General features: G+C 63.8%; 13 protein-coding genes and 1 pseudogene. 6 read left to right on the plus strand and 8 right to left on the minus strand.

The window, feature by feature from the left end:
- Window positions 1-13: 13 nt before the first annotated feature.
- Together pyrE and BI364_RS00570 are read left to right on the plus strand one after the other, a co-directional pair.
- The gene (gene pyrE, locus BI364_RS00565; RefSeq protein WP_070077104.1) at window positions 14-658 is read left to right on the plus strand and encodes an orotate phosphoribosyltransferase; all 645 of its coding nucleotides are present in this window, start codon (window positions 14-16) and stop codon (window positions 656-658) included.
- A gap of 4 nt (window positions 659-662) precedes the next feature.
- Window positions 663-1,259: a DUF4124 domain-containing protein gene (locus tag BI364_RS00570; RefSeq protein ID WP_070077105.1), complete on the plus strand. Its 597-nt coding sequence runs from the start codon at window positions 663-665 to the stop codon at window positions 1,257-1,259.
- Here BI364_RS00570 and argB read toward each other — a convergent pair.
- From argB to coaBC, 4 genes are read right to left on the minus strand one after another with little or no spacing between them, the layout of a single operon-like run.
- Complete coding sequence (argB, locus tag BI364_RS00575) at window positions 1,256-2,140, minus strand: acetylglutamate kinase (RefSeq protein WP_070077106.1); 885 nt, start codon at window positions 2,138-2,140, stop codon at window positions 1,256-1,258. The genes BI364_RS00570 and argB overlap by 4 nt on opposite strands.
- A gap of 36 nt (window positions 2,141-2,176) precedes the next feature.
- A complete protein-coding gene (locus BI364_RS00580) occupies window positions 2,177-3,556 on the minus strand; it encodes a phosphomannomutase/phosphoglucomutase (protein ID WP_070077107.1) in 1,380 nt (459 codons plus the stop codon).
- A gap of 34 nt (window positions 3,557-3,590) precedes the next feature.
- A complete protein-coding gene (dut, locus tag BI364_RS00585; protein WP_070079787.1) occupies window positions 3,591-4,046 on the minus strand; it encodes a dUTP diphosphatase in 456 nt (151 codons plus the stop codon).
- 8 nt (window positions 4,047-4,054) lie between these two features.
- Window positions 4,055-5,284, minus strand: a complete 1,230-nt coding sequence (coaBC, locus tag BI364_RS00590; protein ID WP_070079788.1) for a bifunctional phosphopantothenoylcysteine decarboxylase/phosphopantothenate--cysteine ligase CoaBC — start codon at window positions 5,282-5,284, stop codon at window positions 4,055-4,057.
- A 450-nt stretch (window positions 5,285-5,734) separates the two neighbouring features.
- On the opposite strand from coaBC, the gene BI364_RS00595 reads away from it, so the two are divergent.
- Both BI364_RS00595 and radC read left to right on the plus strand, forming a co-directional pair.
- Window positions 5,735-6,226 carry a cyclic nucleotide-binding domain-containing protein gene (locus tag BI364_RS00595; protein ID WP_197495785.1) on the plus strand — a complete coding sequence of 164 codons (492 nt, stop codon included), beginning with the start codon at window positions 5,735-5,737 and terminating at the stop codon, window positions 6,224-6,226.
- Window positions 6,227-6,355: 129 nt separating this feature from the next.
- Window positions 6,356-7,027 (plus strand): RadC family protein, encoded by a 672-nt coding sequence (gene radC, locus BI364_RS00600; RefSeq protein ID WP_070077108.1) that lies wholly within the window; start codon window positions 6,356-6,358, stop codon window positions 7,025-7,027.
- Window positions 7,028-7,039: 12 nt separating this feature from the next.
- On the opposite strand, the gene bioF is transcribed toward radC, so the two are convergent.
- The 3 genes from bioF to BI364_RS00615 are packed head-to-tail and all read right to left on the minus strand — an operon-like array spanning window position 7,040 to window position 9,588.
- Complete coding sequence (gene bioF, locus BI364_RS00605) at window positions 7,040-8,254, minus strand: 8-amino-7-oxononanoate synthase (RefSeq protein ID WP_156782575.1); 1,215 nt, start codon at window positions 8,252-8,254, stop codon at window positions 7,040-7,042.
- Entirely contained in the window at window positions 8,199-9,188 is a 990-nt protein-coding gene (gene bioB / locus BI364_RS00610; RefSeq protein ID WP_070077110.1) for a biotin synthase BioB, read from the minus strand. Before bioB ends, bioF begins: the two co-directional genes overlap by 56 nt.
- 1 nt (window position 9,189) lies before the next feature.
- Entirely contained in the window at window positions 9,190-9,588 is a 399-nt protein-coding gene (locus tag BI364_RS00615; protein ID WP_070079790.1) for a hypothetical protein, read from the minus strand.
- A gap of 78 nt (window positions 9,589-9,666) precedes the next feature.
- On the opposite strand from BI364_RS00615, the gene BI364_RS00620 reads away from it, so the two are divergent.
- Window positions 9,667-10,398, plus strand: coding sequence for a ComF family protein (locus tag BI364_RS00620; protein WP_156782576.1), 732 nt, complete (start codon window positions 9,667-9,669; stop codon window positions 10,396-10,398).
- Here BI364_RS00620 and ubiA read toward each other — a convergent pair.
- Window positions 10,380-11,290, minus strand: a pseudogene (gene ubiA, locus BI364_RS00625) (4-hydroxybenzoate octaprenyltransferase). The gene BI364_RS00620 and the pseudogene ubiA sit on opposite strands and share 19 nt — an antisense overlap.
- Window positions 11,291-11,395: 105 nt before the next feature.
- On the opposite strand from ubiA, the gene gorA reads away from it, so the two are divergent.
- Window positions 11,396-12,754 (plus strand): glutathione-disulfide reductase, encoded by a 1,359-nt coding sequence (gene gorA / locus BI364_RS00630; protein ID WP_233279553.1) that lies wholly within the window; start codon window positions 11,396-11,398, stop codon window positions 12,752-12,754.
- Window positions 12,755-12,803 lie beyond the last annotated feature (49 nt).

Below are 12,803 nucleotides of genomic sequence, written 5' to 3' on the forward strand. Positions count from 1 at the left end.
ATCTGGAAACGAAATGAGCAGCAGCGATCAAAAGCATTTTCTCGACTTCGCCATCGAGCGTGGTGTCCTGCGTTTTGGCGAGTTCACCCTAAAATCAGGGCGACTAAGCCCGTATTTCTTCAATGCCGGCCTGTTCAATACGGGTGATGCGCTTGCCCGGTTAGGGCGTTACTACGCGCAGGCAATTATCGACTCGGGCGTGGGCTTCGACATGCTGTTCGGGCCAGCCTACAAGGGCATTCCATTGGTGGCGACCACCGCAGTGGCCTTGGCCGAGCATCATGGCCTCGACTTGCCCTGGTGTTTCAACCGCAAGGAAGCTAAGGATCATGGCGAAGGTGGCCAGCTGGTCGGCGCTCCCCTGGTAGGGCGGGTGCTGGTGGTCGACGACGTCATTACCGCCGGCACGGCGATTCGAGAGTCGGTAGAGATCATACACGGTGCGGGTGCGACCCTTGCCGGCGTCGCGATTTCGCTCAATCGGGAGGAGCGCGGCAGCGGCACGCGCTCGGCGATTCAGGAGGTGGAGGAGTCGCTGGGCGTTCCCGTGATCAGTATCGCTCGTCTGTCGGACCTGGTGACACATCTGCGGGACGATTCGTCCAGGGGCGACACACTGTCGCGTCTGGAGGCCTACCGCGCGCAGTACGGCGTCTAGCCGCATGAGCGCCTTGCATGCGGTCGATCGCCGCGCCGCTCATGGTCGGCGATGGGTGGTCTTGGCGGTTTTGCTGCTGATTTCGGTCTGGGGCGCCTCATCGATACTGCAGGCCCAAGCGGGCATCTATCGCTGGCGGGATGCCAAGGGCGTGGTCCATTACGATCAGTCACTGCCGGAAGCGGCTGTCTCGCGTGGTTACGAGGTGTTGGGCAGCAACGGAGAGGTGACTCGACGCGTGCCGCCGCCGTTAACGCCGGCGGAACAGGCTGCCGCCAAGCTCAAAGCAGAGGCTGCGGGCCGCGAAGAAGCTCGCGAAGAAGCTCGTGAACGGCACGACCGGATGCTGTTGCAGACCTTCGGCAGCGTAGGCGATATCAAGCACATGCGTGACGAGCGGCTGCGTGCCCTTGGTGTTCAGATACAGCTTGCCCATGACCGGGTCCGTCAGCTGGGCCAGGATGCTGCGGCATCGGAACGCGCTGCGGCGCAAGCGGCGCTAGAGGGTTTGCTGCGCCGGCGCAGTGATATCCGCCAGGAATTCCGGGCCGATATCGAGCGCTTTCGCCAGTTGAAAAAAGACGGTGCGTCAGGCCCCTAGCTACGAATCTGCGTGCCGACACCTTGGTCGGTGAACAGCTCCATCAGTACCGCATGCTCGACGCGGCCATCCACGATGGTGGCCGTTTTCACGCCGGAATTGACCGCGTCAAGGGCGCATTCGACCTTGGGTAGCATGCCGCCATGGATGGTCCCGTCCGCGATCAGCGCGGCGACCTCGCGTGCGCTAACGGCGGTCAGCAGAGTGCCTTCGGTATCGAGCACGCCACGGGTATTGGTCAGCAGAATGAGCTTGTCCGCGCCGAGGATGGCGGCGATCTTGCCGGCGACGAGGTCGGCGTTGATGTTGTAGGCGTCCCCGTCCTCGCCCACGCCGATGGGTGCGATCACGGGGATGAAGTCGCCGCTGTCGAGCATGTGTACCACGGCGGGATCGATGGACGAAACTTCGCCGACCTGACCCAGATCGATGATGTCTTCGTCGGTCAGCGAGTCGAGGGCCGTGCGCTGCAGCTTACGCGCGCGGATCAGGCCGCCGTCCTTGCCGGTGAGGCCGACGGCGCGCCCACCCTGCTGGTTGATCAGGCTGACGATCTCCTTGTTGACCAACCCGCCGAGCACCATCTCGACCACGTCCATGGTCTCGGTGTCGGTGACCCGCATGCCGCCAATGAAGCGCGATTCCTTACCCAGCCGTTCCAGCAGGCGACCGATTTGCGGGCCGCCGCCATGTACCACCACGGGATTGATGCCGACGTGCTTCATCAGCACGATGTCGCGCGCGAAGCTGCGCTTGAGGCGGTCGTCGACCATGGCGTTGCCGCCGTACTTGATGACGATGGTCTTGCCGGCGAAACGCTGGATATAGGGCAAGGCCTCGATGAGGACATCGGCGGCGTGTATGGCGGCGGTCTGGTCCATGGTGTGTTTGGGGTCCGTGTGCGGGTGGTATGCGGTTCAGAATGGCAGCGTGAGTGTCGGCTCGACGGCGAGCATTTGCCGACGGAAGATGCCCTGTATGCGTTCGAGGCCGGCAACGTCTTCCGCCTCAAAGCGGATTACCAGGCTCGGTGTGGTATTGGAGGGGCGTACCAGACCCCAGCCGTCCGGGTAGTCCGCGCGCAGGCCGTCGATGAGGGTCAGCCGCGCATCGCCGAAATCGGCTTGTGCCTTGAGGTGTTGCATGAAGGCGAAGTGCGCGCCTTCTTCCGCGAAGTGTACGTTGAGTTCCGGCGTGTTGATGCTGTCGGGCAGTTCGGCGAATACAGCCGTCGGCGTGCGTGCGTCCTGGCTGAGGATTTCCAGTAGGCGCGCGGCCGTGTACAGGCCGTCGTCGAAGCCGTACCAGCGTTCCTTGAAGAACACGTGACCGCTCATTTCGCCGGCGAGCAGGGCGCCGGTTTCCTGCATCTTGGCCTTGATCAGCGAGTGTCCGGTCTTCCACATCAGCGCCTCGCCGCCGTGCGCACGGATGGCCTCGGCGAGGTGACGCGAGCACTTGATGTCGAAGATGATGGTCGCGCTCGGGTTGCGCGCGAGTACGTCGGCGGCATAGAGGATCATTTGACGGTCGGCCCAGACGACGCGGCCCTCGCCGTCGACCACGCCAAGGCGGTCGCCGTCGCCGTCGAAGGCCAGGCCGAGGTCCAGCCCCTGTGTGCGCACGCAGGCGATCAGGTCGGCCAGATTTTCCGGTTCCGAGGGATTGGGGTGGTGGTTGGGAAAGCGGCCGTCGATTTCGCAGAACAAGGGCGTTACGGTGCAGCCGAGCGCCTCGATGAGGCGCGGCGCGAGTTCGCCGGCCACGCCGTTGCCACAGTCGACGCCGACCTTCAGCGGACGCGCCAGATGCACGTCGGAGGTGATGCGATCGAGGTATCGCTGACCGATGTCGAGGCTGCGCAGCGAACCCTGACCCCGCGCATAGTCGTCTCGCTCGATCCGTTCGCGTAGCGTTTGTATGCCTTCGCTGTGCAGGGTGCGCCCATCGATGACCAGTTTGAGGCCATTGTATTGCGGGGGGTTGTGACTGCCGGTGAGCGCGATACAGGTGCGTGTGCCCAGGTCTTCGGCGGCAAAGTAGACCACGGGGGTTGGCACTGCGCCGACGTCGATCACGTCAATGCCGGTACTGCGCAGACCATCAGCCAGTACGGCGATCAGTGTCGGGCCACTGAGTCGCCCGTCGCGGCCGATCACCACGGCATGCTGCCCTTGGGCCAAGGCTTCGCTGCCAAAGGCACGGCCGATATGGTGCACGGCATCCTCGGTCAAGGTGTCGTCGACTACGCCTCGGATGTCGTAGGCACGGAACAGGCTGGAGGCAATGGCAGTCATGGCGGGCTCATCTCTTGTCTTGGGTGTGATGGAGTCAGTGTCGTCCGGAGTGACCGAAGCCACCCGCGCCGCGCGTGCTGTCGTCGAAGGACTCGACGAGCTCGAAGCTGGCCTGCACGACCGGCACGAAGACCATCTGCGCGATACGTTCGCCGGGCTCGACGGTGAAAGGGACGGTGCCCCGGTTCCAGCACGAAACCATGATCTCGCCCTGGTAGTCCGAGTCGATCAACCCGACCAGATTGCCGAGTACGATGCCGTGTTTATGGCCGAGACCGGAACGCGGCAGCAGGGTTGCGGCTAGCCCGGTGTCGCCGATGTGGATCGCGATGCCGGTCGGAATCAGCACCGTCTGGCCGGGCGTGAGCGTCACCGGTTCATCGAGGCAGGCGCGCAGGTCGAGTCCGGCTGAGCCCGCCGTGGCATAGGCAGGTAGCGGGAAATCGGTGCCGATGCGGGGATTGAGTATTTTAAGCGCGATCTTGTGCATCGTGTACATCAAGCCTTTGTGCTGGGTGAGTGAGCGCCCCGTGCGAGGGCGTAGCGTTTGGCAATGAGCTGGATGAGATGACGTGCCAGCTCGGTTTTGGGTCCTCGTTCGAGCCGACATTGGCCGCCGTCCCAGAGGACGTCCAGGGCGTTGTCCTCGACCTCCAGCCCGAGACCATCGCCGACCCGATTGGCGGCGATCAGATCGAGTTGTTTGGCTACCAGCTTGGCGCGTGCGTGTTCGACCACTGACTCGGTTTCGGCCGCGAAGCCGACGCAGAACGGACGCGGCCGATGCGCGGAGACTTCGGCCAGGATATCCGGCGTACGCGTGAGGCGCAGTTCGAGGGTTTCCGCCCCCTTCTTGAGCTTGTGGACCATGACTTCTGCGGGGCGGTAATCGGCCACGGCGGCCACGCCGATGAATAGGTCGGTCGATGCCAGTCGTGCCAACACGGCCGCGTGCATTTCGGCGGCGGTTTCCACATCGACGCGTTCGACGCCGGCGGGCGTCGGCAATGCCACGGGTCCCGTGATGAGGGTCACGCGGGCGCCTGCGGCGCGGGCAGCTTCGGCTACTGCGAAACCCATGCGTCCCGAGCTGCGATTACTCAGTACCCGTACCGGGTCGATGGGTTCGCGGGTGGGGCCGGCGGTAATCGTGACGCGGCAACCGGCGAGTGGACCGGCTGCAAGGCGTTCACCCAGCTCGCTGGCCAGCTCGGCTGGTTCGCGCATACGTCCCTCGCCGGTTTCGCCGCAGGCTTGCTCGCCTTCGGCAGGACCGAGCAAGGCGATATCTCGGGATTCGAGCAACATCCGATTGGCTTGCGTAACCGGGTTGGCCCACATCACCCGATTCATCGAGGGTGCGAGGAACAGCGGTGCTTCGGTGGCTAGGCATAAGGTGGTCAACAGGTCGTCGGCCCGGCCGTGGGCGAGGCGCGCCATGAAGTCGGCGGTGGCCGGGGCGACCAGTACCGCGTCGGCCCAACGGGCAAGCTCGATATGATCCATGCCGGCTTCGGCCGCTGCATCGAACAGTTCACTGCGCACCGGATGACCCGATAGGGCCTGCAGGCTCAGGGGGGTGACGAAGTGTCCGGCGGCAGGGGTCATCACGACGCGTACCTGCGCGCCAGCCTTGTGCAGCAGGCGGGTGAGTTCGCAGGCCTTGTAGGCGGCGATGCCGCCGGTGACGCCTAGCAGGATTCGGAGATGCGCGAGTGGTGTCGACATGCGTGTTTGGCCGGCCTGATACATGCGCAGTGTAGCATCGCAGGCGTATCAGGCGCCGCCACCGATGGCACCCGGTACAGCGCCGTTTTTTGAAATCTTTGACACGGAGTGGCTACGGTTGCTGTGGTCTTGTCCAGGCATCGAGGCCTCCAGCCTGTACAGCCGCTCGATCAAGCCAATACCTCGGAACCCAGTGGAACGGGGTCGGGATGCGGGATGCAGATGTGCTGAGGTGGGGTGGGCGACTTCGTCGCAGGCATGAGGGAATGAGGCGGTTTTCCCGGTGCACATGGCCGGCGAGCAGGCCCGTGTGCAATATTTCTGTGGCGATCATGAGATCAAGATGGCGAGCAAGCGTGGCGGGCGCCTACACTAATTGTATGGTCAATACGGTCTTTACAGCGGGGTGCCCATCGGTATCCCCAGCCAACGATAAGGAGAATGGTAACCGTGGTCCCCGAAAATATGCATTTGCTCGAATTCATCAAGGACTCGCCACTTTCGCAGGATCTCACCGCTACGGATTGCGAGGTGCTCGAGAACATCATGGGTCTGCGCCACCTGGATGCGGGAGAGGTCGTGATTCGCGAAGGCGAGACCGACCAGACGGTGTATCTGGTCGCCCAGGGACGGGTGAGAGTGGTACAGGAAGCCGCGGTGGGTGAGCCGCTGCTGCTACATGTCCTCGGGCCGGGCGGTTTGTGTGGTGAGATGGGCTTCGTAGACGGCGCGCCACACTCGGCCACGCTGATCGCCGAGCACGACAGTGTGTTGCTGTCGCTGGAACGCGCGTCCTTCGAGTCGCTGATCGAGACCCATCCGCATGTGGTGTATCACGTGATGCGCGCAATCATCCGCCTGGGGCATGCCGTGCTCAAGCGCATGAATCAACATCATCTCGAAATGAACAACTACATCACGCAGACGCGCGGGCGTTACTAAGCACTGTCCGCTGGAGCCTAAGGCTCGGGGAAACCCATGTGCCACTCACCGTATAACCGATGGTGACTATTGCCGGCGCGCTCTAGGTCTAGACTCCTTCCTGAGACCCGAAATGGGCTGGGGGGATGTATGGGCATCAAAGACTGGCCGGCGGGTGAGCGTCCGCGGGAAAAATTGCTGACGCGTGGGGCCGAGGCATTGAGCGACGCTGATCTGTTGGCGATTTTTTTGCGTACTGGGGTGCCGGGTAAGAGCGCGGTCGATCTGGCGCGCGAGCTGCTGACCGAGTTTGGCGGGCTGCGGCCCTTGCTGGCCGCGTCGAGTGAAGCGTTCTGCCGTGGCAAGGGCTTGGGCGAGGCGAAATACGTGCAGTTGCAGGCAGTCCTGGAAATGGGGCGCCGCTATTTGTGGGAGGAACTGGCGCGTGGCGACGCGATTGCCAGCCCTGAGGCGGCGGGGCGATATCTGGCCGCGCGCCTACGTGACCGTCCCAGTGAGGTCTTTGCCTGTGTTTTCCTCGACGGGCGTCATCGCGTCATTGCCTACGAAGAACTTTTTCACGGCACGATCGATGGCGCCAGCGTACATCCGCGCGAGGTTGTGCGGCGGGCTTTGCACCACAACGCGGCCGCATTGATTCTTGCGCACAATCACCCCTCCGGGGTGGCTGAGCCCAGCGCCGCCGACGAGGCCATCACCCAACGTCTGCGCGATGCATTGGGGCTCATCGACGTGCGCATACTGGATCACCTGGTGGTCGGCGAATCGGTGGTGTCGCTGGCCCAGCGAGGGCTGCTTTAAGGTCTGCGCACGTTATTGCGGCGTTCGGATGGTCGCCAGCGCATCCAGCAGGCGGTCGATGTGCGCGGGTTCGTGGGCCGCGCTCAATGTGATACGCAAACGTGCCTGCCCCTCGGCGACGGTCGGCGGGCGTATGGCGGGTACGAGAATGCCTTGTGCCCACAGGGTTTCGGCAGCAGCCAGCGCCCGTGCGCTGTCGCCGATCCGCAGCGGCTGGATCGGTGTGGCCGAGGGCATCAGTTCCAGATCCAGTGCGCTAGCGCCGGCGCGCAGTTGTGCAATTAGTTGCTGTAGCCGCTCGCGCCGCCAGTCTTCGCGCACGACCAATCCCAGTGCCGTGCGTGTGGCCTCGGCGATGGCGGCAGGCATTGCGGTGGTGAACAGATAGGTACGTGCCGCGCCGATCAGATATTCGATGAGATCCTCGTCGCCGGCAACGAAGGCGCCCGCGGTGCCGATCGCCTTGCCCAGCGTGCCCATCAGCACCGGCGCCTCGGTCAACCCGAGCCCGAAGTGGCTCAAGCTGCCGCGCCCGCCCGGACCGAGCACGCCGATACCGTGAGCGTCGTCGACCATCAGCCATGCGCCATGCGCTTGCGCCGCTTCAGCGAGTGCGGGCAGCGGCGCGAGATCGCCGTCCATGCTGAACACGCCGTCCGTGACCAGCAGGCAGTTACCGGCCGCGCGAGCGAGCTGAAGGTCCGCTGCCTCGGCATCGCCGTGCGCGTAGCGCAGGCGTTTGGCCCCGGACAGCGTGCCGGCGTCGATCAACGATGCGTGGTTGAGGCGGTCCTCGATCAAGCTGTCGCCACGGCTGAGCAGTGCGCCGACGGTGCCGAGGTTGGCCATGTAGCCGGTTGAGAACAGCAGCGCGCGCGGGCGCCCGGTGAATTCGGCGAGGGCTTCCTCAAGTGCATGGTGAGCGCGAGTGTGACCGTTGATCAGGTGTGCCGAGCCGCTGCCCGTGCCGTAGATCCGGGTGGCACGGCGCAGGGATTCGGCGATCTCCGGGTGGCTGGCAAGCCCGAGATAATCGTTGCTGCAAAAGGTCAGGATTTCGCGCCCGTCGACCCGTTGCAGTGGGCCGACGGGGCCATCGGTCAGCCGTCTGAAGCGCTGCCGGCCGGCAGCGCGGCGGGCCTCCAGGCGTTGCCGGAGATCGAACACGGGTTCAGGCGCTGCGGGCGGTGTCGGTGCTCTCGGTATCGGGCCGAGCGGTTGCGGCATGGATGCCGAGACGGCGGAACAGTTCGCGGTCTCGGTGCGATTCCGGGTTGTCCGTGGTCAGCAGTTTCTCGCCGTAAAAGATTGAGTTGGCGCCGGCGAAGAAGCACAGGGCCTGCAGTTCATCGCTCATCGCCAAACGCCCGGCGGACAGGCGCACATGGCTGTGGGGCATCGTCAGGCGGGCAACGGCGATCATGCGCACGAACTCGAGCGGATCGAGCGCGGCGGTCCCGTGCAGTGGCGTGCCTTCGACCTGTACGAGGTTGTTGATGGGCACTGATTCTGGGTGTTGCGGCAGGTTGACGAGTTGCTGCAGCAAGCGGGCACGGTCGCGACGCGACTCGCCCATACCTACGATGCCGCCGGTGCAAACATTGATACCCGCTTCGCGCACGTGCGCGAGGGTGCGCAGGCGGTCCTCGTAGACGCGGGTGGTGATGATCCGGCCGTAGAACTCGGGCGAGGTGTCGAGGTTGTGATTGTAGTAGTCGAGCCCGGCGTCCTTGAGACGGCGCGCCTGGCGATCCTCCAGCATGCCGAGGGTCACGCAGGTCTCCAGACCCTCGGCGCGTACGGCCTCGACCATTTCGGCGACGCGCTCCAGGTTGCGGTCGGTAGGGTTGCGCCAGGCCGCGCCCATGCAGAAGCGGGTGGCCCCATTGTCGCGCGCCGCGCGTGCCTCGGCGATCACTTCGTCGAGGGGCAGTAAGCGTTCGCGTTCCAGCTCGGTGTGGTGATGCGCGCTCTGCGGGCAGTAGGCGCAGTCTTCCGGGCAGGCGCCGGTCTTGATCGACAACAGGCTGCTGATCTGCACCGCGTTCGGGTCGAAGTGCGCGCGGTGCGTCTGCTGGGCGGCGAACAGCAGGTCGTTGAAGGGCCGATCAAACAGGGCTTCGATCTCTTCGATCGCCCAGTCGTGGCGTATTGAGGTCATATCATTCTGGCCTGGGTGTGGCGGGGGTGCCTGGGGTGTCCTCCCAGCGTTCCCGGTGGATACGGATAAGGTCGATGATCGACCAGGGGATCATGATAGCGGCAGATACGCCCCAGTAGATCAGAAAATGCGTCAGTTTGGGTGGAAAGTAGGTGCCGGCAACCACCAGAAAACCGGTCAGGGCATAGAAGCGATAAGCGGCAATCTGGGTGTAATAACCCACCCGTGGATTGGGGTGCTGGCGGTTCATGGCGTAGATGAACATGGACGCCCCGAACCAGAAGAAAACGAGCGGAAAGGGCAGCAGAAAGGCGACGATATTGCCATAGTTGAAGAGCGTCGCGGCGTTACGCGCCGAGCGGGCCGTGATCGGTTTGGGCGTGGCGTGAGCCTCGGTCATGTCGGCGGGGACCTGTGGCGGACTGTGCTGATCGGCCAGTCTACCGGGCGCCGGATGCATGTCAACTTGGAGGGAATCATGGCTTCGACGCTGCTCGGACACCTTGGGCGCTGGCTGGAGGCGGTGTATCCGCCGGTGTGCGCCTTGTGCGGCGATGCTGGGATGAGGGGCCTGGATTTGTGTGTGGGATGTCTCGCTGAGTTACCTCGTCTTCGGTTTCCCTGCCCCTGTTGCGGTCGTCCATTGCCCGAGGCGGCCGGCGGCCGGCCCTGTGGCCGTTGTTTGCGCCGGCCGCCGGTCTATGCGGCGGTGTACGCGCCTTATCGCTATGCGGCGCCGGTCGACCGCTTGATTGCGGAATTCAAGTTCCGTGGACGATTGGCCAACGCGCGCCTGCTGGGGGAATTGCTTCGTCGGGCGGCGCTCGAAGATGGACGTGTGCCGCCGCCGTTGTTGATCCCAGTGCCGCTGCACCCGCAACGCCTGCGTACGCGCGGCTACAACCAGGCGGTGGAGCTTGCCCGGCCGCTGGCACGTACCTTCGGCGCCCATCTGGATGTCGATTGCGTACGCCGTTTGCGGGCGACGCTACCGCAGATGTCATTGCCCGCGGCCCGACGTCGGGCCAACGTGCGCGGTGTGTTTGCGATGCGTGCCGGCCGCCGGCTGACGGGGTCGGTGGCGATCATCGACGACGTGATGACCACGGGGGCGACGGTGGAGGAGCTGGCCAGAGTGCTACGCCGCGCAGGCGCCTCGTCGGTGGAGGTGTGGAGCTTCGCGCGGGCTGGTCAGGCGCGCAAGCCGTAGCTGAACGCCACACCCAGAAAAACGATCAGACCGAACCAATTATTGTTCATGAAGGCACGGAAGCAGAATTCCGGCACACGGTAGGCAATGAGCAGTTGCTGGTAGACGAATGTTCCGGCCGCGATCACGAGGGCGACGGTGTAGGGCCAGCCGAGCTGTGCATCGCGACCGATAAGATAGAGCGCGAGCATCATCAGGGTCTGCAGGATACCGATGATCAGACGGTCGGCTTCGCCAAACAGGATGGCCGTGGATTTGAGGCCGATCTTCAGGTCATCCTCGCGGTCGGCCATGGCGTACATGGTGTCGTATATGGTCGACCAGAGCACCGCCGCGATGAAGATGAGCCAGGCGAGCGTCGAGGGTGCCTGCCCGGTCTGCGCGGCCCAAACCATGGGCACAGCCCAGCCGAAGGCCGCGCCGAGGTGGATCTGGGGCAGGTGGTGGAAACGCTTCATGAAAGGGTAGCTCGCCGCCAGCGCAACCCCCCCAGGGATAGCAGCACGGTTAGCTGGTTCATGCTCAGGACCAGCAGAAATGCGAGCAGGGCGAATGCGAGGAAGACGCCGATGGCCTCGATGGGACGTATGCGGCCACTGGCTAGCGGGCGGTTACGAGTACGCGCGACATGGCCGTCGAAGTCGCGGTCGGCGAAGTCGTTGATCGCGCAGCCGGCGGAGCGCATAAGCCAGGTGCCGGCAAGGAACACGACCAGCACCCAGGGGTTGGGCCGGCCGTCGGCGGCGATCCACAGTGCCCACAGCATGGGCCAGACCAGCAGTAGCGCGCCGATGGGACGATTGGCGCGAATCAGCAACGCGTATTGCCACAGGCGTTCGCGCAGAGGATGTCCGGGCCGGAGAGCGGTCAGTAGGCGATTGTAGTCAGTCATGGCGGATGACTTTCGCACCCTCAAACCCCCAAAATCAAGCGCGGCGGCTCATCACGCAGTGGATCGGCGTAAAGTGCGCGCATTCATTCCCGGACGGAGGCAGACATGAGTATGGAGCAGCGGCACTTCGACTTGATCGCGATCGGCGGTGGTAGCGGTGGTTTGTCGGTCACCGAGCGCGCAGCCCGTTACGGCGCGCGTTGCGCGGTCATTGAGTCGCGGCGATTGGGCGGTACTTGCGTCAATGTCGGCTGCGTACCCAAGAAGATCATGTGGTACGGCGCGAGTCTCGCACACGCCCTTGAAGATGCACGCGGCTATGGCTTTACGGTGGGCGAAACCGGTTTCGACTGGGCCGCCCTCAAGGCCAAGCGCGATGCCTATATCAGTGGGATCAACGGTTGGTATCACACCTATTTGGCGGATTCGGACGTGACCCTGATCCAGGGGGAGGCACGCTTGATAGACGCTCGCACGGTTGAGGTCGATGGCGTGCGTTACACCGCCGATCATATCGTGCTGGCCACCGGCGGTGAGCCGATAGTGCCGAAGATTCCGGGGGCCGAGTATTCGATCACTTCCGATGGTTTTTTCGAACTGGAACATCTGCCCGAACAGGTTGCGGTGATCGGCTCGGGTTACATCGCCGTTGAGCTGGCCGGGTTGCTCAACGCGCTGGGTTCCGAGGTGTCGCTATACTTGCGCGGTGAGCATCTGCTGCGACGCTTCGATGGCCTGCTGCGCGAACAACTCACCGAAGGGATGCTGGATGCGGGGATCTCGATCTTCCCGCGAACACGCCTGCAGGCGGTGCGGCGCGCGGCGGATGGTAGCCTGGATTTGATTTGTGAGGGTGGGCGCGAAACCCACGGCTTTGACACGGTGCTCTGGGCCATCGGCCGCCGACCGGCAGTGGATGCGCTGGGGCTGGCGGGGATTGGCGTGATTCAAGATGACAGCGGACATGTGGTGACGGACGCTTACCAGAACACTAACCTCTCCGGCATCTATGCGATCGGCGATATCACTGGACGCGCTGAATTGACGCCGGTAGCCATTGCTGCGGGACGCCGGTTGGCCGACCGGCTATTTGGCGGACAAGCAGAGCGACGGCTCGATTATGAAAACATTCCCACGGTGGTTTTTACCCACCCGCCGATCGGCACCGTCGGGTTGACCGAAGACGAAGCCCGCGAGTTGCATGGCTCGTCCGTGAAAATCTATCAGACCACCTTTACGTCGATGTACTACGCGATGACGGACCATCCGGTGAAGACGGCAATGAAACTGATTACCGTCGGTGCCCAAGAGAAGGTTGTGGGTTGCCACATCATTGGACCGGGTGCAGACGAAATGTTGCAGGGGTTCGCCGTCGCGATTCGCATGGGGGCGACCAAACACGATCTCGACGATACGGTGGCGATTCATCCGACCAGTGCCGAGGAGCTGGTCACGTTACGCTAAATCCAGCTGCTCCCGTCGGCGAGAGAAATGCCGACGGGAGCATTCAGGG

Origin of the sequence: Acidihalobacter yilgarnensis (assembly GCF_001753245.1) — a bacterium.
Lineage (GTDB): Bacteria > Pseudomonadota > Gammaproteobacteria > DSM-5130 > Acidihalobacteraceae > Acidihalobacter > Acidihalobacter yilgarnensis.